Origin of the sequence: Corynebacterium tuberculostearicum (assembly GCF_022347385.1) — a bacterium.
Classification (GTDB): domain Bacteria; phylum Actinomycetota; class Actinomycetes; order Mycobacteriales; family Mycobacteriaceae; genus Corynebacterium; species Corynebacterium tuberculostearicum_M.
The window spans coordinates 16835-42981 of sequence record NZ_JAKRDT010000020.1 but is presented as its reverse complement, the minus strand read 5'-3'; the positions used below and the strand labels follow the sequence as shown (position 1 = coordinate 42981).

The following is a 26147-nucleotide window of genomic DNA, read 5'->3' as shown; positions in this document are numbered from 1 at the left end:
AACTACCAGCCCGAACCAACGACGCAAACCGCGCCACAACAGCAGAATCCGGAACCCATTTCGACTCCACACAATCACCTAACCCATGTCAGGTGTTTCCACGACCGCTAGAAATCAAGGGGCGCAATGCGGGTAGTACAGCAATGGCCAGTAGTGTCAAAGTATGAAACTATGGCATTGTGGAGTTCAGGAGGGGTATCTTAGAGCGCTTTCACACAGATGGTAAGGCGCCAAAGTACGTGCCCCCCTGAACTGCGAAGAATACTGCGCCGCAAACTCATCATGATTGACCGAGCAGTCTCTCTAGCCGATTTGAGGATTCCACCAGCGAATCACTTAGAGAGGTTGAAAGGGCAGTGGGACGGATTTTATTCCATCCGTGTTAATGCGCAGTGGAGAGTAGTCTTCCGGTGGACAGGGAAAGGAGCTGCGGACGTTGACTTCATCGACTATCACAAATGAGGGAGAGGAAGCCTCGGATATCGTCCCCGTTCCACACCCTGGGGAGGTCCTGCGCGAGGAGTTTCTGGAGCCGCTCGGACTTACTCAATACCGCTTAGCCAAGGATATTTTTTGCTCCAAGTCTCAAATTTCCAAGCTGGTGCGTGGGCGCATTGGGATTAGTGCGGAAATGGCGCTCCGTCTTTCCGCCTATTTTGGCAATTCGGCAGAGTTTTGGCTGGGGCTGCAAGAAGAGTTTGATCTCTGGTGCGCGCGGCAGACCACGGATACGAGCAGCATCATCGCTTGGAATACGCAGACGGCCTAAAACCAATCCGGCGTGGCGGGGCGGCCTGTAGAAACAGGGAATCGCCACTATGGGCTGTAGAATTAGCCCCCATGCTGCCCAAGTCCCGCATTTTTTCCGTCCTGCTCCTAGGCCTCGGCGTCGCGCTCATCGCCGCCGGTATTGTGGCGCCGGCGTTTTTGGATTACTCCCCGCGGCTGCCACTGAACCTGAAAAACAGTACGTGGACACTGCACGATGATTCTGCGGATTCGCAGCAGCTGTCCAAGGACGGCACCACGCCGTATTCGGGCCCCATGACCTACCAAATCAACATGGATATCCAGGAGCCCTCGGACGATGAGAAGGCCACTGTGCGCATCGGTGAGACCCGCATGCGCGGCGAAGGGGAGGGCCTTAATGACCTGAGCCAGGCCCAAGTGTGGACCTATCCCGTGGACCGCCTGAGCGGCGAGGCGGCGGGGGAGGCGTCGCTTAGCCATACGCTTGCTACGCCTTCGGATAAAGTCACGGTGGATGGCTACTGGCTCAAGTTCCCAGCAGGCGCAGAGAAGACCAACTACCCAGTCTTTGACCCGACGCTGCGTAAGGCCGTCGATGCAGTCTTTGAAGAAGAAACCACGATGGACGGCCGCACGGTCTACCGCTACCACCAAGAAATTGAGCCGACTAACGTCGCGCAGCTATTTGCGGCCGATGGCAATACCACCAGCTTGCCCAAGAAAGACGGCGGCGAGGAGCAGGGCTACCTGACCCACTCCGGCAGCCGCGACTTCTATGTGGACCAACAAACCGGCCTCGTGGTGGGCATGGATATGGATATCGATGATTACTACGCGGACCGCGAGGGCGTGGGCCGCGAGCGCGCCTTCGTCTTTAATGGCTCTACCTCCGAAGAGGACCAGCAGGCGCTGCTCAAAGAGGCGGCAGATTTCCCGCGCGACCGCGTGGCGGAGATCGTGCGGTGGGGTGCCATCGGCCTCGGCGCACTGTTGACCCTGCTCGGAATCATTGGCGCATTGGGCCTAATTGGCGGCAAGAATAAGCATGGCCGCTCGCGGCATAACCGTGGGCGCATCGGTGGAAGCGCGGTGCCGGCGAGCCGGTAAAAGCGCAGCTGGAAAACAAAATCGCCGCCGGGGTTGCGGTGTATTGAGATTTTAGTGGTAGGGTGCTCGGTGGTTGTCGCGCACAGTCGCGCGACGTGGACGCGTTAGCGCCGCGGCGAGCACGAGCTTGCCCCCTAGCGCGGTAGCGACACGCCCCAAGAGTGGTGTGTCTTTACATGGCAGGTCTTTTCCTATAAGCTGTTTCGTTGCGCTGGAATCTGGATCTTCGGTGCACATTTAGCCTTTCAGGCCGGTGATGGCAAAACCGACTTGACAAGGTGATTTTGTGCATTCTGAACCCAGACACTCCACAGCAGACCGAATGCTAGAATTACCAGCGGTTTTGCGGCTCGTCGGCCAGGGCGAGCAGGCAATCCGCGTGAGGTGCTGGAAGGACCCATCTTGGCAGTCTCCCGCCAGACCAAGTCAGTGGCCAATATCCCCGGAGCCCCGAAGCGATACTCGTTTGCAAAAATCAGCGAGCCTATCGCCCTGCCGGGTCTCCTTGACGTACAACTTGATTCCTTTGATTGGCTCGTCGGCGCGCCGGAGTGGCGCGAGCGCGAGCAGGCTGAGCGCGGCGATGACGCCCGCGTGACGAGCGGCCTCGAGGACATCCTCGAAGAGCTCTCGCCGATTGAGGACTACTCGGGCAATATGTCCCTGTCCTTGTCGGAGCCGCGCTTTGAACCGGTGAAGAACACCGTGGATGAGTGCAAGGAAAAGGACATCAACTACTCCGCGCCGCTGTACGTGACCGCAGAGTTTATTAATAACGACACCCAAGAGATTAAGTCGCAGACCGTCTTCATCGGCGATTTCCCGATCATGACGGATATGGGCACGTTCATCGTGAACGGTACCGAGCGCGTCGTCGTCTCTCAGCTGGTGCGCTCCCCGGGCGTGTACTTCGATCGCTCGATCGATAAGTCCACTGAGCGCCCGCTGCACTCCGTGAAGGTTATTCCTTCCCGCGGTGCATGGTTGGAGTTCGACGTCGACAAGCGCGACACCGTTGGCGTGCGCATTGACCGCAAGCGCCGCCAGCCGGTAACCGTGCTGCTTAAGGCACTGGGCTGGAGCGAGGAGCAGATCAAGGATCGCTTCGGCTTCTCCGAGCTCATGATGTCCACCCTGGAGTCTGACGGTGTAGCGAACACCGACGAGGCACTGCTGGAGATTTACCGCAAGCAGCGCCCAGGCGAGCAGCCCACCCGCGAGCTGGCTCAGTCCTTGCTGGATAACTCCTTCTTCCGTGCAAAGCGTTACGACCTGGCTAAGGTCGGCCGCTACAAGGTCAACCGCAAGCTGGGGCTCGGCGGCGACCACGATGGTCTGATGACCCTGACCGAGGAAGACATTGCCGTCACCCTCGAGTACCTGGTCCGCCTGCACGTAGGCGAGCGCGAGATGAAGGCACCGAACGGTGAGATGATCGCCCTGCACACGGATGACATCGACCACTTTGGTAACCGTCGCCTGCGTACCGTGGGTGAGCTCATCCAGAACCAGGTCCGCGTCGGCCTGTCCCGTATGGAGCGCGTTGTGCGCGAGCGCATGACCACCCAGGACGCGGAGTCCATCACTCCGACCTCCCTGATTAACGTGCGCCCGGTCTCTGCTGCTATCCGCGAGTTCTTCGGTACCTCGCAGCTGTCCCAGTTCATGGACCACAACAACTCGTTGTCCGGCCTGACCCACAAGCGCCGCCTGTCCGCGCTGGGCCCGGGCGGTCTGTCTCGTGAGCGCGCCGGCATTGAGGTGCGAGACGTTCACGCTTCTCACTACGGCCGTATGTGCCCGATCGAGACCCCTGAGGGCCCGAACATTGGCCTGATTGGTGCGCTGGCGTCCTACGCCCGCGTGAATGCTTTCGGCTTCATTGAGACTCCGTACCGCAAGGTTGTGGACGGCAAGATCACCGACCAGGTGGAGTACCTCACCGCCGATGAAGAGGACCGCTTCGCTATTGCTCAGGCCGAGGTCGAGCAGGACGCAGAGGGCAACCTTACCGGCGAGCGTATTGAGGTTCGCCTGAAGGACGGCGACATCGGACTTACCGACGCCGCCGGTGTGGACTACGTTGACGTCTCCCCGCGCCAGATGGTTTCCGTGGGTACCGCCATGATTCCGTTCTTGGAGCACGACGATGCTAACCGTGCCCTGATGGGTGCGAACATGCAGAAGCAGGCAGTGCCGCTGGTTCGTTCCGAGGCCCCGCTGGTTGGTACCGGCATGGAGCAGCGCGCTGCGTACGACGCTGGCGACGTTGTCATCACCCCGAAGGCCGGTGTGGTCGAAAACGTCACCGCTGATGTCATCACCATCATGGATGATGAGGGCCAGCGCGATACCTACATCCTGCGTAAGTTCGAGCGCACCAACCAGGGCACCAACTACAACCAGACCCCGCTGGTTTCCATGGGCGAGCGCGTAGAGGCCGGCCAGGTTCTAGCCGATGGCCCAGGTACCCACAATGGTGAGATGTCCCTCGGCCGCAACCTGCTGGTTGCCTTCATGCCGTGGGAAGGCCATAACTACGAGGACGCCATCATCCTCAACCAGCGCATCGTGGAAGAGGACATCCTGACCTCCGTCCACATCGAGGAGCACGAGATCGATGCTCGCGATACCAAGCTGGGCGCCGAGGAAATCACCCGCGAGATCCCGAACGTCTCCGAGGACGTCCTGAGCGACCTGGACGAGCGCGGCATCATCCGCATCGGTGCCGACGTCCGCGCCGGCGACATCCTGGTGGGTAAGGTCACCCCGAAGGGCGAGACCGAGCTGACCCCGGAGGAGCGCCTGCTGCGCGCCATCTTCGGCGAGAAGGCCCGCGAGGTCCGCGATACCTCCATGAAGGTGCCGCACGGTGAGGTAGGCAAGGTCATTGGCGTTGCTCGCTTCTCCCGCGACGATGATGACGATCTGGCCCCTGGCGTCAACGAGATGATTCGTGTCTACGTTGCCCAGAAGCGCAAGATCCAGGACGGCGATAAGATGGCCGGCCGCCACGGCAACAAGGGTGTTGTGGGCAAGATTCTGCCGCCAGAGGATATGCCGTTCATGGAGGACGGCACCCCGGTGGACATCCTGCTTAACACCCACGGTGTGCCGCGTCGTATGAACATCGGCCAGGTCCTCGAGGTTCATTTGGGCTGGCTGGCACACGCCGGCTGGAAGGTCGATACCGAGGATCCGAAGAACGCCGAGCTGCTCAAGACCCTGCCGGAAGAGCTCTATGACGTGCCTGCGGACTCCTTGACCGCGACCCCGGTCTTCGACGGTGCTACCAACCACGAGATCGAGCGCCTGCTGGCTTCTTCCCGTCCTAACCGCGACGGCGATGTGCTGGTGGATGAGCACGGCAAGGCCACGCTTTTCGACGGCCGCTCGGGCGAGCCATACAAGTACCCGATCTCTGTCGGCTACATGTACATGCTCAAGCTGCACCACCTGGTCGATGAGAAGATTCACGCCCGTTCCACTGGTCCTTACTCCATGATTACCCAGCAGCCGCTGGGTGGTAAGGCCCAGTTCGGTGGCCAGCGCTTCGGCGAGATGGAGGTGTGGGCAATGCAGGCATACGGCGCTGCCTACACCCTGCAGGAGCTGCTGACCATCAAGTCCGATGACGTCGTTGGCCGTGTGAAGGTCTACGAAGCCATTGTTAAGGGCGACAATATTCCAGATCCGGGCATCCCTGAGTCCTTCAAGGTGTTGCTCAAGGAGCTGCAGTCCCTGTGCCTGAACGTGGAGGTTCTCTCCACCGACGGCACGCCGATGGAGCTGTCTGGCTCTGATGACGATGACATGGATAGCCCATCGCTTGGCATTAACCTGTCCCGCGATGAGGGTTCTTCCGCTGACATCGCCTAGTTAGTTTCTTGGTCCACCGCGGGAAAATCCCCGCGGCAGGGCATAAACGTTTCATTCATAGAAAGCCATCAATTCCTCGACAACGAGGATGAAAGGGAGACATTACGTGTTTGACGTAAATCTCTTCGACGAGCTCCGCATCGGTCTGGCCACCGCAGACGATATTCGTCGCTGGTCCAAGGGCGAGGTCAAAAAGCCCGAGACCATTAACTACCGCACCCTGAAGCCGGAGAAGGACGGCCTCTTCTGCGAGCGCATCTTCGGCCCCACCCGTGACTGGGAGTGCGCTTGTGGCAAGTACAAGCGCGTCCGCTACAAGGGCATCATCTGTGAGCGCTGTGGCGTTGAGGTGACCAAGTCCAAGGTTCGCCGTGAGCGCATGGGCCACATCGAGCTGGCTGCTCCGGTAACCCACATCTGGTACTTCAAGGGCGTTCCTTCCCGCCTGGGCTACCTGCTGGACCTGGCTCCGAAGGATCTCGAGCGCATCATCTACTTCGCAGCCAACATCATCACCTCCGTGGATGAAGAGGCCCGCCACAACGACCAGTCCACTCTGGAAGCAGAGATGCTTCTGGAGAAGAAGGACGTTGAGGACGATACCGAGTCCGAGATCGCAGAGCGCGCCTCCAAGCTGGAGTCTGACCTGGCTGAGCTGGAAGCAGCAGGTGCCAAGGCAGATGCCCGCAAGAAGGTACAAAACGCTGCCGATAAGGAGATGCAGCACATCCGTGAGCGCGGCGAGCGCGAAATCGCCCGCCTGGATGAAATCTGGAACACCTTCATCAAGCTGGCTCCGAAGCAGATGATCATTGATGAGACCATCTACGAAGAGCTGGTTGACCGCTACGAGGATTACTTCACCGGCGGCATGGGTGCAGAAGCCATCCAGACCTTGGTCCGCAACTTCGACCTCGAGGCTGAGGCCGAGGAACTGCGCGAGATCATCAACAACGGCAAGGGTCAGAAGAAGATGCGTGCCCTGAAGCGCCTGAAGGTCGTTGCTGCCTTCCTGCGCTCCGGCAACGATCCGGCTGGCATGGTGCTGGACGCCATCCCGGTTATCCCGCCAGAGCTGCGCCCGATGGTGCAGCTGGACGGTGGCCGCTTCGCTACCTCTGACCTCAACGACCTCTACCGCCGCGTAATCAACCGCAATAACCGTTTGAAGCGCATGATCGACCTGGGTGCTCCAGAGATCATCGTGAACAACGAGAAGCGCATGCTGCAGGAATCTGTGGACGCGCTCTTCGATAACGGTCGCCGCGGCCGTCCGGTAACTGGTCCGGGCAACCGTCCGCTCAAGTCCCTGTCTGACTTGCTCAAGGGCAAGCAGGGCCGCTTCCGCCAGAACCTGCTGGGTAAGCGCGTGGACTACTCTGGCCGTTCCGTTATTATCGTTGGTCCGCAGTTGAAGCTGCACGAGTGTGGTCTGCCGAAGCTCATGGCGCTCGAGCTGTTCAAGCCGTTCGTTATGAAGCGTCTGGTAGAAAATGATTACGCCCAGAACATCAAGTCCGCCAAGCGCATGGTTGAGCGCCAGCGCCCAGAGGTGTGGGACGTTTTGGAGCAGGCCATTTCTGAGCACCCAGTGATGCTCAACCGCGCACCTACGCTGCACCGCCTGGGTATTCAGGCCTTTGAGCCGAAGCTGGTTGAGGGTAAGGCTATTCAGCTGCACCCGCTGGCTTGTGAGGCGTTCAACGCCGACTTCGACGGCGACCAGATGGCAGTCCACCTGCCGCTGTCCGCTGAGGCTCAGGCTGAGGCCCGCGTCCTGATGTTGGCGTCCAATAACATTCTGTCCCCGGCATCGGGTAAGCCGCTGGCCATGCCGCGTCTGGACATGGTTACCGGCCTGTACTACCTGACCATGGACAAGTCCGAGGACGAGATCGGTGGCAATGGTCGTTTCCGCGAGGCAGAGAAGGACAAGCCGGCTACCGGCGTCTTCTCCTCCTACGCTGAGGCCCTCATGGCCTATGACCGCGGCACCGTTGGTCTGCAGGCTCCGATCAAGGTCCGCATCGATCACCTCCGCCCGCCGAAGGAGATCGAGGAAGAGCAGTTCCCGGATGGCTGGACCAAGGGCCAGGCATGGATGGGCTACACCACCATTGGCCGAGTCATGTTCAACGAGCTCCTGCCATGGAACTACCCGTACCTCGAGGGCATCATGGTCCGTAAGGGCGGCGGCTCCGGCAACAAGGTTCTCATCGGTGACGTGGTCAATGACTTGGCCAATAAGTACCCGATGATCACTGTTGCTCAGGTGCTGGACAACATGAAGGATGCTGGCTTCTACTGGGCAACCCGTTCCGGCGTGACCATCACCATGTCTGACGTTCTGGTTCTGCCGAATAAGACCGAGATCCTCGAGTCTTATGAGAAGGAAGCAGAGCGCATCGAGCGCAAGTACTGGGAGCAGGGCGCCCTGACCGAGCGCGAGCGCTACGACCGCCTGGTTGAGCTGTGGAAGGACGCTACCGATACCGTCGGTGAGGCCGTCGAGAACATGTACCCGGACCACAATCCGATTCCGATGATTGTGAAGTCTGGTGCTGCCGGTAACATGCGTCAGATCTGGACGCTGGCCGGTATGAAGGGCATGGTTGTGAACTCGCACGGTGATTACATCACCCGTCCGATTAAGACCTCCTTCCGCGAAGGCCTGTCCGTGCTGGAGTACTTCAACAACTCCCACGGTTCCCGTAAGGGTCTTGCCGATACCGCACTGCGTACCGCTGACTCCGGCTACCTCACCCGTCGTCTGGTGGACGTGGCTCAGGATGTCATCGTCCGCGAAGAGGACTGTGGCACCCGCCAGGGCGTTCGCGTCCCAATCGGCGAGGAATCCGGCGACAAGGTTGTTCTCTCCGAGCTGTGGGAGACCTCCGCATCCGGCCGCGTGCTGGCTACCGATGTCAAGGATGCCAACGGCGAGGTTGTGGCCGAGGCCGGCTCCGACCTCACCGAGGAGCTCACCCAGAAGCTGCTTGACGCTAAGGTCACCGAGGTTAAGGTTCGCTCCGTGCTGACCTGCCAGACCCCGGCCGGCGTGTGTGCCAAGTGCTACGGCAAGTCCATGGCTTCCGGCCAGCTCGTCGATATCGGCGAGGCCGTTGGCATCGTGGCTGCACAGTCCATTGGTGAGCCGGGTACCCAGCTGACCATGCGTACGTTCCACCAGGGTGGTGTCGGTGGCGATATTACCGGCGGTCTGCCGCGTGTGCAGGAGCTCTTCGAGGCCCGTAACCCGAAGAACCGCGCTCCTATCGCCTCCGTTGACGGCACCGTTTCCCTTTCTGACGAGGGCAACTTCTGGACCCTGACCATCACCCCGGATGACGGCTCTGATGACGTGGTCTATGAGAAGCTCTCCAAGCGTCAGGGCCTGGCTCAGGTTCGTCGCCCGATGGAGTCCAACCCGGACGCTATGATTGAGCGTTCCCTCAAGGACGGCGACCATGTTGAGACCGGTGACCGCCTCATGCGTGGTGCGGCTGACCCGCACGACGTGCTCGAGGTCCTCGGCCGCCGTGGCGTGGAGCAGCACCTCATCAACGAGGTTCAGGCTGTGTACCGTACCCAGGGTGTGGCTATTCACGATAAGCACATCGAGATCATCATTCGTCAGATGCTGCGCCGCGGTACCGTCATTGATGCGGGTACCACGGACTTGCTGCCGGGTAACCTTATTGACCTTTCTGAGGCTAAGCAGCTCAACGCTGCCCAGGTTGCAGAGGGCGGTGAGCCAGCTCAGCTGCGCTCTGAAATCATGGGTATTACCAAGGCTTCCTTGGCTACCGAGTCCTGGCTGTCTGCTGCATCGTTCCAGGAGACCACTCGCGTGCTTACCGACGCCGCTATTAATAAGCGCTCCGATAAGCTCATTGGCCTCAAGGAGAACGTCATCATCGGTAAGCTCATCCCGGCCGGTACCGGTATCTCCCGCTACCGCAACATCTCCGTCAAGCCGACCGAGGCTGCGCGCAACGCTGCATACTCGATCCCGACTTACGGCGATTCCATCTACGGCGATGACGGCTTCGGTGAATTCACCGGCGCTTCCGTCCCGCTGGATGAGGACTTCACCTTCTAACATGCAGTTCAATTTGCGTTAATGCGGGAAATAAATGGCCCCGCCTTCCTGAACGGTAGGAAGGCGGGGCTGTTTCGATGTCTAGGGCGCACCGCTAAACTGCTTTGCTAGTATGAATGCAGCTTTTGGCCAGCCACTTTAAAGGAGTGCGGCCTAAGTCATTGAAAATTGCACATTTCACGGGTGCTTGCGCGCTGCTCTGTTTTGCAGCTGTGTCGGGCTGAGATGCCACAGAAATTGTGGCGAACCGTTGAACCTGATCCGGATAATGCCGGCGAGAGGGAGGAAATTATGACTACTAATACACGTGTGTCCGCTGCCCCGAAGCGCAGCCTGAACTGGCGCGTGGTCGATATTGTGGTGGCATCCGTGTTGGGTGTGGCCTGTGGCTTTGTGTTCCTAGGGTGGAATGCGGTGGGCTATGCCTGGTTTGAGGCCATGGATGCCGTGACACCGGGTCTGGGGGGTATCGCTACGGGTATTTGGCTTATCGGTGGCGTGCTTGGTGGCCTGATTATTCGGAAGCCAGGTGCCGCCATCTATGTTGAGGTATTGGCCGCCACCGTATCGGCGGTGCTGGGCTCCCAGTGGGGCATTAGCACCTTGTACTCCGGCCTCGCGCAGGGCATTGGTGTGGAGATCGTCCTGGCAATTTTCCTCTACCGTAAGTTTGGTCTGGGCGTGTCTATCTTGGCCGGCATGGCTGCCGGTTGGGGTGCTTTTGTTCTGGAGCTATTTCTCTCCGGCAACCTGGCGCGTAGCTTTGAATTCAAAATTATTTACCTTGCTACGCTGAGCGTTTCCGGTGCTATTTTGGCCGGTGCGTTGGGCTACTTTGTGGTCAAGGCATTGGCAAAGACCGGTGCTTTGGACCGCTTTGCCGCGGGCCGTGAGCAACGCGCTTAGGGCGAGTTGTTTCGGTGTCTGATTTTTCGACGCTGGCGGGAAACGCCACCAAGATAACCGCCCGAGGCTTTGGGTGGACCCATGCGGGACGAAAGCAGCCGGCCTTGGCCGATATTGACTTGGTCATTGAGCCAGGTGAGCGGGTGCTGCTGTGCGGTGACTCGGGATCGGGTAAGTCTACTTTGCTGGCTGCGATGGCTGGAGTGCTCGGCTCCGACGAGGAGGGAACTCGCACGGGCGATATTCTTCTTGAAGACTCCACCGGCATGGTGGAGGAACCGGGGTGCTCCATCCCGGTAGGGCTGGTGCTCCAGGACCCAGACTCGCAGGTGATCTCCGCGCGTGTGGGAGATGACATTGCTTTTGGCTGCGAGTACCTGGCTTACCCGCGTGAGGAAATCTGGCGCCGCGTGGCCGCCGCTAAGGAAATGGTTGGCCCATTCGTGGATCTGGATTTTCCCACCGAGCGGCTCTCCGGTGGGCAGAAGCAGCGTTTGGCGTTGGCCGGCGTCATTGCGATGGGTGCGGGTGTAGTGCTTCTCGATGAACCCACGGCCAACCTTGACCCCGCCGGCGCACGCGATGTGGTGCGCGCCGTATCCAGGCTGGTGGAAGAAACCGGCGCGACGCTCGTGGTGGTAGAACACCAGCACGCGGCGTGGGACGGCGTGCTCGACCGCGCAGTGGAGCTGGACCGCGGGCGCATCGTGGCCGATACATCCTTCGCGGAGGTGGCCCAGCGCCGCCAGGTTGCAGGATTGCCGCAGGCGCGCCGTATGGGCGAGGCCGAATTGGCAGGGCGCGAGGCCGCGCTGTGGAGTACGGACCTCGTCACCCGCTATGGTCCGCCGCGCACGATTGCGCTGCCTGCGGGAGCATCTACGGTCATTACCGGGCCGAATGGCACGGGTAAGTCCACCTGGTTGATGACCATGGCCGGGTTGCTGCCGGCAAAATCCGGTGAGATCGGGGTGGCCGATTTCGTGCGTCGCGGGGTCAAGGGGCCGCCGCTGCGCTGGAAATCGCGCGAGCTAGCGGACCGCATTGGCTTTGTCTTCCAGAACCCGGAGCACCAATTCGTCGCCCGCACGGTGGCCGAGGAGCTGCGGGTTGCGCCCAAGGTAATGCGCGTCGACCCGCCGGAGGAGAGGATCGCGCAGCTGGTGGAATCACTGCGGCTGGAGCATCTCTTGGAGGCCAACCCGTTTACGCTCTCGGGCGGCGAGAAGCGGCGTCTATCGGTGGCTACTGCCTTGGTGACCGCGCCGTCGGTGCTGCTCTTGGATGAGCCCACCTTTGGGCAAGACCCCCAGACCTTTGTGGAGCTGGTGCGCTTGTTGCGGCAATTGGCAGATGATGGCACCACAATTGCCTCTATTACCCATGACCCGCTATTTATCCAGGCCTTGGGGGATCACCGAGTGGAGGTTCACGGTGCCTAATCTTTTGCGCGGGGCTAACCCGCTTAGTCGCATCTTTTTGATGTTTATCTGGGTTACCCCACTATTGGCCTCCATTGACTGGGTTTCGGCTGCGGTGTCGCTGGCGTTGACGCTGACCTTCGCCCCGCTTTGCGGAGTGTCGTGGGTGCGGCTATTTAAGGCCGGTTGGTTCCTGTTTCTCATCGCGCCGATTTCCGGTATTTCCATGCTGTTATACGGCGAGCCAGGTGGCAAGGAGTATTTCAGTTGGTGGCTCATTGCGGTCACACAGAACTCGCTAACCCTCGCTATCGCCATTACGCTGCGCGTTTTTGCTGTGGCGCTGCCCATGGTGGTCTTAGCCCGCGATATTGATCCGACGGAGTTGGGGGATGCGCTCTCGCAGATCCTCAAGCTGCCCTCGCGCTTTGTTATTGGTGCGGTCGCCGGCGTGCGTATGATGACGCTCTTCCAGTCCGACTGGCAGTCGTTGGGGATGGCGCGCAGGGCGAGGGGGCTGACGGACGTCGGCAAGCTGCAGCATGTGCTGACCATGTCCTTCGGGCTCTTGGTGATTGCGCTGCGCCGCGGTGGCAAGTTGGCGACCGCCATGGAGGCGCGCGGTTTCGGCCGTACCCCGCCTGGCGGTGGGAAGCGCTCGTGGGCGCGTGAGTCGCGGCTGCGGGCCCGCGATGGGTGGATTATGGCCTGCGGCGCCGTCCTTGCTTTCGTACCGGTGGTAGTTTCGGTACTCACTGGGGCCTGGAGATTCTTCGGCCTATAAACCGCGAAAGCAGTGATTGAGCGACCATGGACTTTGATAGCCAACAAGACCGCCTTTTAGAGGACATCGTCAAGCTGGCCGCAGCCAGAAAGCGCGCCTTCAAGCCGGTGACCGTGCTTATCGACGGCCCCTCGGGCGCCGGCAAAACCTGGACCTCCGCCGCGCTAGCCGAGCGCACCAATTGGCGGGTGGTGCACCTCGATGAGTTTTACCCCGGCTGGCACGGCCTGGATAAGGGCTCGGACATGGTGGCCGAGCAGGTATTGCGCACCATGAACCCCGGCTACTGGCGCTGGGATTGGGAAGCAGGCGCCCCAGGGGACTGGGCCAGCTTGGATGTGCGCGATGACCTCATCGTGGAGGGCGTGGGCTCGGTAACCGCCGCCAATATTGCCGCGGCCAAGGAGAGGGGAGCTGTAGTAAGCGTGCTTATCGACGGCCCCCGTGACCAACGCCGCGAACGCGCCATCGCCCGCGAGCCTGGCTACGAGCCGTGGTTTGAAACGTGGGAGGAACAGGAAAAGGACTACTTTGCCACCAAGGCCGCCGAGGCGGACCTGGTCTGGGAATGGTCGTAGCAGGAGGAAGCCGCCGACCGCGTTTTGTATAAAGCGCGGTCGGTTTGCTACTCTAAACTTCAGTTCACTATGCGCGTCATAATGGCGCGCGGTGAAGAGTCTGATCCTTAACAAGGCACCGGCCTTGGAAAGAGTTCTGGACATGCGGCAGCGCCCCGGGAAAGAGCGCCCATTTTTGCATGTTTGGTTCCTTTCTTTTGGTCTCGGTGCGATTCGACAGAAAGACTGTTAAATGCCAACTATTCAGCAGCTGGTCCGCAAGGGCCGCCACGATAAGCGTAAAGAGGTTTCCACCGCTGCGCTGAAGGGTTCCCCGCAGCGTCGCGGTGTGTGCACCCGCGTGTACACCACCACTCCTAAGAAGCCGAACTCCGCACTGCGTAAGGTTGCTCGTGTTCGCCTGACCACCGGTATTGAGGTTTCCGCCTACATTCCGGGTGAGGGTCACAACCTGCAGGAGCACTCCATGGTCCTCGTTCGCGGCGGCCGTGTGAAGGACCTTCCTGGTGTTCGTTACAAGATCATCCGCGGCGCTCTGGATACCCAGGGTGTCAAGGACCGTAAGCAGGCACGTTCCCGTTACGGCGCAAAGAAGGGACAGTAATAAACAATGCGTAAGAATGCTGCTCCGAAGCGTCCTGTAGTCAAGGACCCGGTATACAACTCCGAGCAGGTAACCATGCTCGTCAACAAGATCCTCCAGGACGGCAAGAAGTCCACCGCAGAGCGCATCGTCTACGGTGCTCTCGAGGCTTGCCGCGAGAAGACCGGTACCGATCCGGTTGGCACCCTGGAGAAGGCACTGGGCAACATCCGCCCAGACCTCGAGGTTCGCTCCCGCCGTGTCGGTGGCGCTACCTACCAGGTGCCGGTTGAGGTTCGCCCTGACCGCGCTAACACCCTGGCACTGCGCTGGATGGTGACCTTCACCCGTCAGCGTCGCGAGAACTCCATGATCGAGCGTCTCGCAAATGAGATCCTGGATGCCTCCAACGGCCTCGGCGCTTCCGTTAAGCGTCGTGAGGATACTCACAAGATGGCAGAGGCCAACCGCGCCTTCGCCCACTACCGCTGGTAATTTCAGCACCCACATCAATGGCCCAAGCAACGAGAAACAAGTTTCGCGCTGGCTGCCGGCAGTTTTCCTGCCGCGGCAACACAAAACTCCATATCTCTTGCTTGGGCCATTTTTTGCCCTAATGGGTGTGATCTCTGGGCGGTATCCCTGCTCAGTCCAGCGGCATCGTGGAGTGTCCAGTACACTGAAGCGATGGAAGTCTAGGGGCAGGCTGCCCCGAGGACGGCCAAATAGTGGCAAAACTTACATGACCTTATCCATGCAGGCGTCATAGCCAGAAACCTGGTCACGGCGTCGACGACTATTAAGTTGGGGTATAAACGTGGCACAAGAAGTGCTTAAGGACCTGAACAAGGTCCGCAACATCGGCATCATGGCCCACATCGATGCTGGTAAGACGACGACCACCGAGCGTATTCTCTTCTACACCGGTATCAACCGTAAGGTGGGCGAGACCCACGACGGTGCTTCCACCACTGACTGGATGGCACAGGAGAAGGAACGCGGCATCACCATTACCTCCGCTGCCGTGACCTGCTTCTGGAACAACAACCAGATCAACATCATTGACACCCCGGGTCACGTTGACTTCACCGTTGAGGTTGAGCGTTCCCTCCGTGTTCTCGATGGCGCCGTCGCAGTCTTCGACGGTAAGGAAGGCGTTGAGCCGCAGTCCGAGCAGGTGTGGCGTCAGGCTGCTAAGTACGACGTTCCGCGTATCTGCTTCGTCAACAAGATGGACAAGCTGGGCGCAGACTTCTACTACACCGTTTCCACCATCGTTGACCGTCTGGGCGCTAAGCCGTTGGTTATGCAGCTGCCTATCGGCGCTGAGGATGACTTTGACGGCGTCGTTGACCTGCTGAACATGCAGGCAATCACCTGGCGCGGCAAGGTTGAGACCGGCGCTGAGCCCACCTACGAGGAGATCCCTGAGGACCTCAAGGACAAGGCTGCAGAGTACCGCGAGAAGCTGGTTGAGACCGTTGCTGAGTCCGACGAAGAGCTCATGGAGAAGTACTTCGGCGGCGAGGAGCTGACCATTGAAGAGCTCAAGGCCGGCATCCGTAAGCTGACCATCAACTCCGAGATCTACCCGGTTTACTGCGGTACCGCTTACCGCAACAAGGGTGTGCAGCCGCTGCTGGACGCTGTCGTTGACTTCCTGCCTAACCCGCTGGACGTTGGCGAGGTTATCGGCCACGAGGTCGGCAACGAGGACAACCAGCTCACCCGTAAGCCTTCCGTGGAGTCTTCCTTCTCCGCTCTGTCCTTCAAGATTGCAGCTCACCCGTTCTTCGGCCAGCTGAACTTCATCCGCGTGTACTCCGGTCAGGTAACCCCGGGTACCGAGGTTATGAACTCCACCAAGGGCAAGAAGGAGCGCATCGGTAAGCTCTTCCAGATGCACGCCAACAAGGAGAACCCTGTTGATCAGGCAGACGCCGGCAACATCTACGCAGTTGTTGGCCTGAAGGAGACCACCACCGGTGACACCCTGTGTGACAAGGATGACCAGATCATCCTCGAGTCCATGGACTTCCCGGATCCGGTTATCAAGGTTTCCATCGAGCCGAAGACCAAGGCCGACCAGGAGAAGCTGGGTAACGCAATTCAGAAGCTTGCTGCTGAGGACCCAACCTTCACCGTTGAGCTGGATGAAGAGACCGGCCAGACCGTTATTGGCGGCATGGGCGAGCTCCACCTTGACGTTCTGGTTGACCGCATGAAGCGCGAGTTCAAGGTCGAGGCAAACATCGGTAACCCGCAGGTTGCATACCGTGAGACCATCCGCAAGAAGGTTGAGTCCATGGAATACACCCACAAGAAGCAGACCGGTGGTTCCGGCCAGTTCGCAAAGGTTATCTGCACCATCGAGCCGTACAACCCGGACCCAGAGACCCTGGAAGAGGGCGAGTCCGCAACCTACGCCTTCGAGAATGCCGTTACCGGTGGCCGCGTTCCGAAGGAATACATTCCTTCCGTTGACGCTGGTATCCAGGACGCAATGCAGTACGGCTACCTGGCAGGCTTCCCGATGGTCAACATCAAGGCCACCCTGGAAGACGGCGCTTACCACGACGTTGACTCCTCCGAGATGGCCTTCAAGCTGGCCGGCTCTCAGGTCTTCAAGGAAGCAATGGCCAAGGCTAAGCCGGTTCTGCTCGAGCCGATGATGGCCGTTGAGGTTGTTACCCCTGAGGAGTACATGGGTACCGTTAACGGTGACATCTCCTCCCGTCGTGGCCAGGTCTTCGCTATGGAAGACCGCTCCGGTGCGAAGGTTGTTAAGGCTAAGGTTCCGCTGTCCGAGATGTTCGGTTACATCGGTGACCTGCGTTCTTCCACCGCAGGCCGCGCAAACTTCACGATGGTCTTCGATTCCTACGCAGAGGTTCCTTCCTCCGTGGCACAGGAGATCATCGAGGAGCGCACCGGCGGCGCTAACTAAGCGCTAGCCCCCGTCTTCTCCGCGGTTTAGTCGGGCTGGTACTCTTCGCCAGTAGATGCCAGACCCGCCGCGGGGCGGGACAACTGGGCCAGGGTAGCGGCGGGCTGAGTTTGCAGCTTAGGCCTCTAAGTTGTGAATTGAGCCGGCCGTTACCCTCCCAGGATCCTTTTTAAAAGATTCTTGTCGAGGGAAATGGCCGCGATTTTTCGCGGGGTTACCTCCTATAACGGCGGTTTGAAAAAACCGCGACATAAATCTAGGATCGTGTAACTGGCACGTAAAGAAAGCGTCATTAGCGCTTTGCCCCACACACTGTGGGTCGGGTGCCAATGACAACTGTCAACCACGTGGCTGCGAAGGTCGTAGCCACCATATAGTCCAGGAGGACATACAGTGGCAAAGGAGAAGTTCGAGCGTACGAAGCCGCATGTGAACATCGGCACCATCGGACACGTCGACCACGGCAAGACCACCACCACCGCAGCGATCACCAAGGTTCTGGCTGACCAGTACCCTGAGGAGAACCAGGCATTCGCGTTCGACATGATCGACAAGGCTCCTGAGGAGAAGGAGCGCGGTATTACCATCAACATCTCCCACGTTGAGTACTCCACCCCGAAGCGCCACTACGCACACGTTGACGCTCCGGGCCACGCCGACTACATCAAGAACATGATTACCGGCGCTGCTCAGATGGACGGCGCTATCCTGGTTGTTGCTGCAACCGATGGCCCGATGCCGCAGACCCGCGAGCACGTTCTGCTTGCTCGCCAGGTTGGCGTTCCTTACATCCTCGTTGCGCTGAACAAGTGCGACATGGTTGATGATGAGGAAATCATCGAGCTCGTTGAGATGGAGATCCGTGAGCTGCTCGCAGAGCAGGACTACGATGAGGAAGCTCCTATCGTTCACATCTCCGCTCTGAAGGCTCTCGAGGGCGATGACAAGTGGGTACAGTCCGTCGTTGACCTGATGGAAGCCTGCGACAACTCCATCCCGGATCCGGAGCGCGCTACCGATCAGCCGTTCCTGATGCCGATCGAGGACATCTTCACCATTACCGGTCGCGGTACCGTTGTTACCGGCCGTGTTGAGCGTGGCCGTCTGGAAGTCAACGAGGACGTTGAGATCATCGGTATCCAGGAGAAGTCCCAGACCACCACCGTTACCGGTATCGAGATGTTCCGCAAGATGATGGACTACACCGAGGCTGGCGACAACTGTGGTCTGCTTCTGCGTGGTACCAAGCGTGAGGACGTTGAGCGTGGTCAGGTTGTTATCAAGCCGGGCGCTTACACCCCGCACACCAAGTTCGAGGGTTCCGTCTACGTCCTGAAGAAGGAAGAGGGCGGCCGCCACACCCCGTTCATGAACAACTACCGTCCGCAGTTCTACTTCCGTACCACGGACGTTACCGGTGTTGTTAACCTGCCAGAGGGCACCGAGATGGTTATGCCTGGCGACAACGTTGAGATGTCCGTTGAGCTCATCCAGCCGGTCGCTATGGACGAGGGCCTGCGCTTCGCTATCCGCGAGGGCTCCCGCACCGTCGGCGCTGGCCGCGTTACCAAGGTTATCGAGTAATCGATACCCCGTAACCGCTCAGTAGAGCTTTAAAGAGTCCGCTCCACCTTCGGGTGGGGCGGATTTTTTGATCTATATTTTTTGCTTGCCCAATATGGTGTCTCCCTCGTCCGTGAGGTCCATCTGGGCGGCAATGGTCCCAGTAGCCCTGGGCCGGTATAGTCTGTAGGGATATGGATGACCCCACCCGCATCGATCCCACGCTTGAGTCCCTCCGCCGCGCCTGGGAAGGTCAGCCCGACCTCAGCCTTCCCACTTTCTTTGCCATGCTGGCTAATCACGGCATTGGATGGGGCGTCACCGACGCCGAACTCGTTGCGGAGTTGGAGCGCCAGGCGGGCGTGCACCCGCCCTTGCTGCCTCTGGAGGGCGGCCGCATTGCGGAAGGGGAATGGCTCGTGCTTGCCGACGCCCCCACCTACCGCATCACCGCCACCCCTACCCACATCATCGTGCGCCGCCCTGACACCCAGCCCGTGGTGTGGGCCTATGAGTCCATTCGTTCCACGGGCCCTGGCCGCTCATTTACCATTCGGGATACCGAGGGATTTGAACACCGCTTTGGCGTGGTCTCAAGCCTTATGCGGTTGAGTGCCGAGCACCCAGACCTTAATGGCCTGAAGCGGCAAGATTTGGGCGATTTCGTCTTCATCCTTCGCTTCGCGGCGGCCATCGGTGTGCTCGATCATGGGCTGCACCTATTTGCTAAGGAGAACCGCCGCGTAACTCGCCAGGATTACTCGTGGCAGCGCATAGAAAAATGCCGCCCCGGCGAGGAACTAGAAATAATCCTCGGGGGCGGCGAGTCGGCCCGCCTTGGGGCCGTTCAGGAAGTCTTGGTGGCGGAGACTCCGAACCCGCTATTCGGATAGGTCCTTCATCGGACCTACCTTGCTGAACTGCAGCTTGTAGATGGTGTCCAAATCGGCGTCGGGAAACGCTGCGCGGAAATCGCGCTCATTGGTTTCAACCGCACCAGTAAGGCGCTCCACCGGGGTGTCCGGATTTGCCGTCACCGTGTACTGCAGCGTGGGCCGCGCGCGGTCATAAGCCACGAGGCGCTCTACGTGGTCTACGCCCTTGGCTTCATCCAAATCTTGGGCCACGGCGCCGGCGATAGCGTTCATCGACGTCGTGATAGAGCCCTTGTCATTGGAAGAAGCGGACTCCACGTTATTAAAGCGGCGGTGACGCAGGTTAGCCACTACAATCCACAGACCCAGAATAAGTAGCAGGGCGGAGCCACCGGCCAGCGCCCAGACCCACCAGTCGTTGTCCGCCAAGCTCTTCCACGTATCGTGGTCCACCCACAGGGCTAAGTACTTGGCAAATTCCACGTTGAAGTGGATCAAGATGGGCCACACGCCCAAAGCGATGAGGATGATTCCCAGCAGGCCCAGCAGGATGCGGTCAAAGGTAGCAAGTTTTCTAGACATTGTTATCCAACTCCGGAATCTTCTCTACAGCCACGGTGACCTGCGGTGGGTTCTTGAGGTGGGCCAGGCAGCGCGTTACCGCCGTCTCCACCCGGCCCTGCAGTTCCGCATCGTCCGTATCGCCATTGACGGTGACCTTGGCCGTCTTGCTATCCGCGGAGGTCTGCGCCGAGGCCACTCCCGGAACACGGCGAGCAGTGGCCGACGAGAGGCGGGCGATATCCACCGGCCGCATCCACATGGACGCGGTATCGGAGGCAAGTTGCATGTGCGTGGTGCGGCGCGTCTTCACTGCCGCGAAGAGGAAAATAAGGCCTACGACGATGGAAGCAACGCCGGCCCAGATCATCCAGGTCTGCAGCTCTTCGGTGGCGATGAGATTAAGCACCGGCTGTACCCAGGACTGCGCGTCGGAACCGGATCCCACCAGCCACGTCTCGCGCACGCCGACGACGCCCGCGGCGAGCAGCAGGAGCCCAAGGATTACGGCCCAAGTACGCGCCGCCGGAGATGCCTTCGGCTGCTGCCCGAAGTGTTCAGGCATGTGCTGATCAGCCATTATTGCCTCCTTGTGGGCGGTACGGGTTAATGGAAATGGCGCGCAAGGGCTCGGGTCGCGGCGCATCGACGTGCAACGGCCGAGGATTTGCCGGCCTGACCTCAATGCGCTTGAGCGGTTGCGGCCGCGGGGCCTTTACGGTGCGCGCAGGAGCAGACTTGGGGGTCTCGACGCGGCGCGGAGTCCACTCGTGGCGAATCTCGATCTCGCGCAGTGGCTGCGGACGAGGAGTTGCTACCTGAATCTTCCGTGCCAGTGGACGAACCTGCCCACTAGGGATCAACCTGGCTGGGCGCGGTGCAGCCACGCTGTGCACGCGAACCGGTTTGGGTTCCCTAATCGGCCGCACTGTGTGGTCGCTTGGGGGCGTCACCTCACGCAGCTGGTGGTCTGGAAGGTCAGCGGAAATGTTGCGTACCTCGGCCTCGCGCGGGGTGTCCACGGACTGCACTGCGACGCCGGTGGCCGGCGCAGCGATGGTGCGCACCGGGGCCTCCTGCGGTGTGGCAATGCTGCGTACATCCACCGACTCCGCAGTGACCGGCTGCCATACCGGCGAAGGCGTGACATGCGGTGCGACGGCTGCAGCGACCTGGCGCTGCTCCACCTCCGCGGCAGTCACTCGGTTGCCCGGAACGGAACCGCCGACGGTGACATTGACGCGAGTCGTGGAATAACCGGTGTGCGCCGCGATGGCCTCCGAGATGGCGGCACGAGTATGTTCCGCCACCGTGGTGACCGGCGAAGGCCACACCACGCCAATGGTGGCGTTGACGGCCGCTACCTCGCGCTCCGAGTCCATTTGGACCGAGACCCGTGGAAAACCGCGGCCGCCGATGCCCGCTAGCTTGGCCTCTATAGCCTTGGTGCCGGGCACGCTAGCAATCGCGGCGGTAACGATGCGTTCCATGGTCCGCAGCGAGATACGCGTGTGGCCCTGAGTGGAACTATCTGTCATTAACCTTGGCCTTTCTCCTTACCAATGAGGCCATTCCACACAGAAGTGAGATCGATACGGCCATCAAAGTGTGCTCCCACAATGCCGCCGATTGCGGCAAGGAGTACGGCGAGCAAAGTAGGACCCCAGCCTAGGTACAAAAAGAAGGCAAGAATAAGGCCGGAAATGATGCCCAAAGTGGTGTAATTCTTCATATCTATTCCTTCGATGGAGCAGCGGATAAGCCATCTACGGCGTCAGAAAACTCAACGTCAATGCGCTGCAGTTCGGGACAAGCCCCACGGGCGGCGGACCGAATATCTTCTGCCAAGGCATACAGGTCCGGCGCGGCGCTGATATCAACGCGAATGTTGATCTGCAGGTGGCGATCATCGCGCGGGTCGGGCCGCCGCATGCCGACGATGCGCTCGCCGGGGAGGTATAAACTCACCGAACCGAACGAACCGCCGTCGAGCGCGGCGACACCGCGTACCTTCCGGACTGCCTCTGCAATAGCGCGGGCGTGGCTTACCTCGAGCTCGAAACGTGCTCGGGGCTCAGGCATTGGGCTTAAGCCTGACCCTGGTTCAAAGCAGCCTGGTCTTCTGCCTCGGACTCATCCTTTGGCAGCTTTACGTCGTGAACAACAACGTTGACGCGCTCGACGCTCAGGCCGGTCATGCGCTCAACGGCATTCATGATGTTGCGGCGGATGGCCTCGGCGAGCTCGTGGATGGCCACGCCGTACTCAGCGGTGATGGCAATGTCGATGCGAGCGGTGCCGTCCGCTACCTCTACGTCCACACCCTGGCGGACGTCCTCAGAAGCACCGAAGGACTCGCGGATATTGCCGATCATGCGGGCTCCGCCGCCACCTAGGGCATCCACGCCGGAAACCTCGCGAGCAGCGATGCCGGCGATCTTGGAGACCACGACATCATCGATGGTGGTGGTGCCGTACTGGGTTTCCAGGTTGTTATTGACCTCGCGCTCCTCGGAAGCAGGAACCTGGTTGTCGGAGTTTTGTGCAGGGGTCTTGTTTTCAGACATGGGCGAGTGAGCCTTTCTCTATTGGGTGATGCATGAACGCGATATTCAACTATCTAGGCAGGACAAAGAGTCCACAGCCATTACCTCCGAGCTTAGATACTTCTCAGCCCAGTGTGGGGTGCGAGGCAACAAATTTTTCCAAAACGTGATTTTTGGCACGGTTTAATACGCGGCTTGAAAAACCGCAGCCCAACATGCTTAAATACAAAGGTTGCTTTAACAGGGCAGCGAGAACCGAGGTTCGGTGATGGCGGCGGACGTCGCCAAGCATGAGTCTCGGGGAGACGCTGAGCTGGTAAAGCGAACATGACACCTTCGTTGTCGCCATGGTTCAGGGAAACCTGAAGCATTGACTGGAAGGTCATCCAATCGGGCTAGGTCCGCGTTAGAGCAGTGACACCCCGAGAAGATGGACCGGAGAAGGGGCATGGCAAATAAACAGCGGCAGTAGACGAATTGGACACTCTCCACGTGTAATGCGTGAAAACCGTCCTCTTCACAATACTTTGACTACGGGTCTTGTACCCCGTCGAGAGCACTGCGTCCTGGCACTTGCCATGTACCGCAACTCTTGGTCGTCATGACAGTCAGACCACTGGCGTTGTGTCAGGCCCCAAGCCCGGACAACGTTATAGAGAAATCGAGAAGCAATTTCCCACCGCTTCACGCCCCGGAAACGCCGGGAATGTGAAAGTGGGGAAGCGAGGAAGAGGATAAGCGTGGCGGGACAAAAAATCCGCATTCGGCTGAAGGCCTATGACCACGAGGCTATCGACGCTTCTGCAAAGAAGATCGTCGAGACCGTTACCCGTACCGGTGCTCGTGTAGTTGGCCCAGTGCCGCTCCCAACCGAGAAGAACGTATACGCAGTTATTCGTTCTCCGCACAAGTACAAGGACTCTCGCGAGCACTTCGAGATGCGCACTCACAAGCGCCTGATCGACATTCTCGACCCAACCCCGAAGACCGTTGATGCTCTTATGCGCATCGATCTTCCGGCAAGCGTCGACGTGAACATCCAGTAAGCGACTTTGGTGGAGAACAAATAATGAGTGAAAACGAGATCAAGGGCATTCTGGGCAAGAAGCTCGGCATGACCCAGGTCTTCGACGAGGACAACCGCGTTGTGCCGGTTACCGTCGTCGAGGCAGGGCCATGCGTTGTCACCCAGATTCGCACCCCCGAAACCGATGGCTACAGCGCCATCCAGATCGCCTTTGGCGAAATCGACCCACGCAAGGCAAACAAGCCGGTTGGTGGACACTTCAAGAAGGCTGGCGTAACCCCGCGCCGTCACGTTGCGGAAATCCGCATGGACGACACCTCTGCATACGAGGTTGGCCAAGAGGTCAAGGTTGACATCTTCGAGGGCATCACCTTCGTTGACGTCACCGGCAAGACCAAGGGCCACGGCTACGCCGGCGCCATGAAGCGCCACGGCTTCGCAGGCCAGGGCGCAGCTCACGGTAACCAGGCCGCTCACCGCCGCGTTGGCGGCATCGGCGGCGCTGCTACCCCGGGCCGCGTCTTCAAGGGCAAGCGCATGGCTGGCCGTATGGGCCACGACCGCGTGACCACCCAGAACCTGAAGATTCAGAAAATCGATGCCGAGTCCAACCTGCTGCTCATCAAGGGTGCTATCCCTGGTGCGCGCGGCGGCCTCGTCACCGTTAAGACCGCAGTGAAGGGCGGTGCACACGCATGAGCAACCTCAAGCTAGACGTCCACACTTCCGAGGGTAAGACCAACGGCTCTGTAGACCTGCCAGCTGAAATCTTTGACACCGAGGCATCCATTGCTTTGATGCACCAGGTTGTTAACGCTCAGCTTGCTGCTGCACGCCAGGGCACCCACGCAACCAAGACCCGCGGCGACGTCCGCGGTGGTGGTCGCAAGCCTTTCCGTCAGAAGGGCACCGGCCGTGCACGCCAGGGCTCCATCCGCGCACCGCACTACACCGGTGGCGGCACTGTCCATGGCCCACAGCCACGCGACTACGCACAGCGCACCCCTAAGAAGATGATCAAGGCTGCTCTCTTCGGTGCACTGTCTGACCGTGCTCGCAACGAGCGCATCCACGTCATCGAAGAGCTCGTACCGGGCCAGAAGCCGTCCACCAAGTCGGCCAAGGCCTTCCTCGAGTCCCTGACCGAGCGCAAGAACGTGCTGCTGGTCATCGGCCGCGAGGACATCAATGCTCGTCGTAGCGCTAATAACCTGCCTAACGTCCAGATCCTGGACGCTGGCCAGCTCAACACCTACGACGTTCTCTACTCCGATGACGTTGTGTTCTCCGTTGAGGCGCTACACACCTTCATCAACCGCGCAACCGGCGCGGATAAGGAGGAGAACTAATGGCTAAGATTTCTAACCCACGCGATATCATCATCGCTCCGGTTGTATCCGAGAAGTCCTACGGTCTGATGGAGCAGAACGTATACACGTTCTACGTCTCCACGGACTCCAACAAGTCCCAGATTAAAGATGCCGTAGAGCAGATCTTTGACGTAAAGGTCGACTCCGTGAACACCGTGAACCGTGCAGGTAAGCGTAAGCGCACCCGCACCGGTTACGGCCAGCGTAAGTCCACCAAGCGTGCATACGTGACGCTCCGTGAAGGCAGCGACTCCATCGACGTCTTTGGCGCACAGGCCTAAGACGGAGACGAAGTAAGGAAGAATTATGGCTATTCGTAAGTACAAGCCGACAACTCCGGGTCGCCGCGCATCCTCCGTTTCTGAGTTTGACGAGATCACTCGTTCTACTCCGGAGAAGTCCCTGCTGCGCCCGCTGAGCAAGACTGGTGGCCGTAACAACTACGGCCGCATCACCACTCGCCACATCGGCGGTGGCCACAAGCGCCGTTACCGTCTGATCGACTTCCGTCGTAACGACAAGGACGGCATTCCGGCAAAGGTCGCTCACATCGAGTACGACCCGAACCGCACCGCAAACATCGCACTGCTGCACTACGTTGATGGCGAGAAGCGCTACATCATCGCCCCTAAGGGCCTGAAGCAGGGCACCATCGTAGAGTCCGGCGCGAACGCAGATATCAAGGTTGGCAACAACCTGCCGCTGCGCAACATCCCGACCGGTTCCACCATCCACGCTGTTGAGCTCAAGCCGGGCGCTGGCGCTAAGCTGGCCCGCTCCGCTGGTGCTTCCATCCAGCTGCTGGGTAAGGAAGGCAAGTACGCAGTTCTGCGTATGCCGTCTTCCGAAATCCGCCGTGTGGACATCCGCTGCCGCGCCACCGTTGGTGAGGTCGGCAACGCCGAGCAGATGAACATCCGCTGGGGCAAGGCCGGCCGTATGCGTTGGAAGGGCGTACGCCCGACCGTCCGCGGTGTCGTTATGAACCCGGTTGACCACCCACACGGTGGTGGTGAGGGTAAGACCTCGGGTGGTCGCCACCCTGTGTCCCCATGGGGCCACAAGGAGGGTCGCACCCGCAACCCGAACCGTTACTCCAACAACATGATCGTGCGCCGTCGTCGCCCGAACAAGAAGCGCTAAGAGGA

At 59.8% G+C, this 26147-nt stretch carries 25 protein-coding genes and 1 riboswitch; of the genes, 19 read left to right on the top strand and 6 right to left on the bottom strand.

Annotated elements, in window-relative coordinates; genetic code table 11:
* Window positions 1-219 precede the first annotated feature (219 nt).
* The 14 genes from MHK00_RS10340 (at window position 220) to MHK00_RS10275 (ending at window position 19513) form a co-directional block, all read left to right on the top strand.
* Window positions 220-462: a type II toxin-antitoxin system RelE/ParE family toxin gene (locus MHK00_RS10340; RefSeq protein WP_366512276.1), complete on the top strand. Its 243-nt coding sequence runs from the start codon at window positions 220-222 to the stop codon at window positions 460-462.
* Window positions 437-769, top strand: coding sequence for a HigA family addiction module antitoxin (locus MHK00_RS10335; protein WP_250411679.1), 333 nt, complete (start codon window positions 437-439; stop codon window positions 767-769). The genes MHK00_RS10340 and MHK00_RS10335 overlap by 26 nt, the downstream gene beginning before the upstream one ends.
* 71 nt (window positions 770-840) lie before the next feature.
* Window positions 841-1857: a cell envelope lipid trafficking protein PgfA gene (pgfA, locus tag MHK00_RS10330; protein WP_005327975.1), complete on the top strand. Its 1017-nt coding sequence runs from the start codon at window positions 841-843 to the stop codon at window positions 1855-1857.
* Window positions 1858-2241: 384 nt separating this feature from the next.
* On the top strand, window positions 2242-5736 hold the full coding sequence (gene rpoB / locus MHK00_RS10325; protein ID WP_005322877.1) for a DNA-directed RNA polymerase subunit beta: 3495 nt from the start codon (window positions 2242-2244) through the stop codon (window positions 5734-5736).
* Window positions 5737-5842: 106 nt separating this feature from the next.
* Complete coding sequence (locus MHK00_RS10320) at window positions 5843-9838, top strand: DNA-directed RNA polymerase subunit beta' (RefSeq protein ID WP_250411677.1); 3996 nt, start codon at window positions 5843-5845, stop codon at window positions 9836-9838.
* Window positions 9839-10007: 169 nt separating this feature from the next.
* A riboswitch (TPP riboswitch) is annotated at window positions 10008-10140 on the top strand.
* Window positions 10130-10744, top strand: coding sequence for an ECF transporter S component (locus MHK00_RS10315; protein ID WP_250411675.1), 615 nt, complete (start codon window positions 10130-10132; stop codon window positions 10742-10744). It overlaps the preceding riboswitch by 11 nt.
* Window positions 10745-10758: 14 nt before the next feature.
* Window positions 10759-12186: an ABC transporter ATP-binding protein gene (locus MHK00_RS10310; RefSeq protein WP_250411674.1), complete on the top strand. Its 1428-nt coding sequence runs from the start codon at window positions 10759-10761 to the stop codon at window positions 12184-12186.
* On the top strand, window positions 12179-12949 hold the full coding sequence (locus MHK00_RS10305; RefSeq protein ID WP_250411672.1) for an energy-coupling factor transporter transmembrane component T family protein: 771 nt from the start codon (window positions 12179-12181) through the stop codon (window positions 12947-12949). Before MHK00_RS10310 ends, MHK00_RS10305 begins: the two co-directional genes overlap by 8 nt.
* Before the next feature lie 26 nt (window positions 12950-12975).
* Window positions 12976-13527 carry a nucleoside/nucleotide kinase family protein gene (locus MHK00_RS10300; protein WP_250411670.1) on the top strand — a complete coding sequence of 184 codons (552 nt, stop codon included), beginning with the start codon at window positions 12976-12978 and terminating at the stop codon, window positions 13525-13527.
* A 232-nt stretch (window positions 13528-13759) separates the two neighbouring features.
* Window positions 13760-14131 (top strand): 30S ribosomal protein S12, encoded by a 372-nt coding sequence (rpsL, locus tag MHK00_RS10295; RefSeq protein ID WP_005322866.1) that lies wholly within the window; start codon window positions 13760-13762, stop codon window positions 14129-14131.
* A gap of 6 nt (window positions 14132-14137) precedes the next feature.
* Complete coding sequence (gene rpsG, locus MHK00_RS10290; protein WP_005322865.1) at window positions 14138-14605, top strand: 30S ribosomal protein S7; 468 nt, start codon at window positions 14138-14140, stop codon at window positions 14603-14605.
* A 322-nt stretch (window positions 14606-14927) separates the two neighbouring features.
* Window positions 14928-17057, top strand: coding sequence for an elongation factor G (fusA, locus tag MHK00_RS10285; RefSeq protein ID WP_250411668.1), 2130 nt, complete (start codon window positions 14928-14930; stop codon window positions 17055-17057).
* Window positions 17058-17450: 393 nt separating this feature from the next.
* Window positions 17451-18641 carry an elongation factor Tu gene (gene tuf, locus MHK00_RS10280; protein WP_250411666.1) on the top strand — a complete coding sequence of 397 codons (1191 nt, stop codon included), beginning with the start codon at window positions 17451-17453 and terminating at the stop codon, window positions 18639-18641.
* A gap of 173 nt (window positions 18642-18814) precedes the next feature.
* On the top strand, window positions 18815-19513 hold the full coding sequence (locus MHK00_RS10275) for a hypothetical protein (protein ID WP_250411664.1): 699 nt from the start codon (window positions 18815-18817) through the stop codon (window positions 19511-19513).
* Here MHK00_RS10275 and amaP read toward each other — a convergent pair.
* The 6 genes from amaP to MHK00_RS10245 are packed head-to-tail and all read right to left on the bottom strand — an operon-like array spanning window position 19502 to window position 22623.
* The gene (amaP, locus tag MHK00_RS10270) at window positions 19502-20077 is read right to left on the bottom strand and encodes an alkaline shock response membrane anchor protein AmaP (protein WP_250411662.1); all 576 of its coding nucleotides are present in this window, start codon (window positions 20075-20077) and stop codon (window positions 19502-19504) included. The two genes, MHK00_RS10275 and amaP, sit on opposite strands and share 12 nt — an antisense overlap.
* Complete coding sequence (locus MHK00_RS10265; protein WP_005327992.1) at window positions 20070-20636, bottom strand: DUF6286 domain-containing protein; 567 nt, start codon at window positions 20634-20636, stop codon at window positions 20070-20072. The genes amaP and MHK00_RS10265 overlap by 8 nt, the downstream gene beginning before the upstream one ends.
* A complete protein-coding gene (locus MHK00_RS10260) occupies window positions 20629-21594 on the bottom strand; it encodes an Asp23/Gls24 family envelope stress response protein (RefSeq protein ID WP_250411661.1) in 966 nt (321 codons plus the stop codon). Before MHK00_RS10260 ends, MHK00_RS10265 begins: the two co-directional genes overlap by 8 nt.
* Complete coding sequence (locus MHK00_RS10255) at window positions 21594-21788, bottom strand: hypothetical protein (RefSeq protein WP_005322852.1); 195 nt, start codon at window positions 21786-21788, stop codon at window positions 21594-21596. The genes MHK00_RS10260 and MHK00_RS10255 overlap by 1 nt, the downstream gene beginning before the upstream one ends.
* A 2-nt stretch (window positions 21789-21790) precedes the next feature.
* A complete protein-coding gene (locus tag MHK00_RS10250) occupies window positions 21791-22138 on the bottom strand; it encodes a hypothetical protein (RefSeq protein WP_005322850.1) in 348 nt (115 codons plus the stop codon).
* A 5-nt stretch (window positions 22139-22143) separates the two neighbouring features.
* A complete protein-coding gene (locus tag MHK00_RS10245) occupies window positions 22144-22623 on the bottom strand; it encodes an Asp23/Gls24 family envelope stress response protein (protein WP_005322849.1) in 480 nt (159 codons plus the stop codon).
* 719 nt (window positions 22624-23342) lie between these two features.
* Here MHK00_RS10245 and rpsJ point away from each other — a divergent pair.
* Genes rpsJ through rplB form a run of 5 tightly spaced genes read left to right on the top strand, consistent with a single transcriptional unit; the run spans window position 23343 to window position 26142 of the window.
* A complete protein-coding gene (gene rpsJ / locus MHK00_RS10240; protein ID WP_003848085.1) occupies window positions 23343-23648 on the top strand; it encodes a 30S ribosomal protein S10 in 306 nt (101 codons plus the stop codon).
* Window positions 23649-23671: 23 nt separating this feature from the next.
* Window positions 23672-24328: a 50S ribosomal protein L3 gene (gene rplC, locus MHK00_RS10235; RefSeq protein WP_005322848.1), complete on the top strand. Its 657-nt coding sequence runs from the start codon at window positions 23672-23674 to the stop codon at window positions 24326-24328.
* Window positions 24325-24978, top strand: coding sequence for a 50S ribosomal protein L4 (gene rplD, locus MHK00_RS10230; protein ID WP_005322847.1), 654 nt, complete (start codon window positions 24325-24327; stop codon window positions 24976-24978). Before rplC ends, rplD begins: the two co-directional genes overlap by 4 nt.
* Window positions 24978-25280, top strand: coding sequence for a 50S ribosomal protein L23 (gene rplW / locus MHK00_RS10225; protein WP_005322846.1), 303 nt, complete (start codon window positions 24978-24980; stop codon window positions 25278-25280). The genes rplD and rplW overlap by 1 nt, the downstream gene beginning before the upstream one ends.
* Before the next feature lie 25 nt (window positions 25281-25305).
* Window positions 25306-26142 carry a 50S ribosomal protein L2 gene (gene rplB, locus MHK00_RS10220; protein WP_005322845.1) on the top strand — a complete coding sequence of 279 codons (837 nt, stop codon included), beginning with the start codon at window positions 25306-25308 and terminating at the stop codon, window positions 26140-26142.
* Window positions 26143-26147 lie beyond the last annotated feature (5 nt).

What these genes read in the sequence shown, in the direction of transcription:
- MHK00_RS10340 (WP_366512276.1), top strand. Translation starts at nt 220, where the DNA reads ATGGTAAGGCGCCAAAGTACGTGCCCCCCTGAACTGCGAAGAATACTG.
- pgfA (WP_005327975.1), top strand. Translation starts at nt 841, where the DNA reads ATGCTGCCCAAGTCCCGCATTTTTTCCGTCCTGCTCCTAGGCCTCGGC.
- MHK00_RS10315 (WP_250411675.1), top strand. Translation starts at nt 10,130, where the DNA reads ATGACTACTAATACACGTGTGTCCGCTGCCCCGAAGCGCAGCCTGAAC.
- MHK00_RS10300 (WP_250411670.1), top strand. Translation starts at nt 12,976, where the DNA reads ATGGACTTTGATAGCCAACAAGACCGCCTTTTAGAGGACATCGTCAAG.
- rpsL (WP_005322866.1), top strand. Translation starts at nt 13,760, where the DNA reads ATGCCAACTATTCAGCAGCTGGTCCGCAAGGGCCGCCACGATAAGCGT.
- rpsG (WP_005322865.1), top strand. Translation starts at nt 14,138, where the DNA reads ATGCGTAAGAATGCTGCTCCGAAGCGTCCTGTAGTCAAGGACCCGGTA.
- MHK00_RS10275 (WP_250411664.1), top strand. Translation starts at nt 18,815, where the DNA reads ATGGATGACCCCACCCGCATCGATCCCACGCTTGAGTCCCTCCGCCGC.
- amaP (WP_250411662.1), bottom strand. Translation starts at nt 20,077, where the DNA reads ATGTCTAGAAAACTTGCTACCTTTGACCGCATCCTGCTGGGCCTGCTG.
- MHK00_RS10265 (WP_005327992.1), bottom strand. Translation starts at nt 20,636, where the DNA reads ATGGCTGATCAGCACATGCCTGAACACTTCGGGCAGCAGCCGAAGGCA.
- MHK00_RS10260 (WP_250411661.1), bottom strand. Translation starts at nt 21,594, where the DNA reads ATGACAGATAGTTCCACTCAGGGCCACACGCGTATCTCGCTGCGGACC.
- MHK00_RS10255 (WP_005322852.1), bottom strand. Translation starts at nt 21,788, where the DNA reads ATGAAGAATTACACCACTTTGGGCATCATTTCCGGCCTTATTCTTGCC.
- MHK00_RS10250 (WP_005322850.1), bottom strand. Translation starts at nt 22,138, where the DNA reads ATGCCTGAGCCCCGAGCACGTTTCGAGCTCGAGGTAAGCCACGCCCGC.
- MHK00_RS10245 (WP_005322849.1), bottom strand. Translation starts at nt 22,623, where the DNA reads ATGTCTGAAAACAAGACCCCTGCACAAAACTCCGACAACCAGGTTCCT.
- rplC (WP_005322848.1), top strand. Translation starts at nt 23,672, where the DNA reads ATGAGTGAAAACGAGATCAAGGGCATTCTGGGCAAGAAGCTCGGCATG.
- rplD (WP_005322847.1), top strand. Translation starts at nt 24,325, where the DNA reads ATGAGCAACCTCAAGCTAGACGTCCACACTTCCGAGGGTAAGACCAAC.
- rplW (WP_005322846.1), top strand. Translation starts at nt 24,978, where the DNA reads ATGGCTAAGATTTCTAACCCACGCGATATCATCATCGCTCCGGTTGTA.
- rplB (WP_005322845.1), top strand. Translation starts at nt 25,306, where the DNA reads ATGGCTATTCGTAAGTACAAGCCGACAACTCCGGGTCGCCGCGCATCC.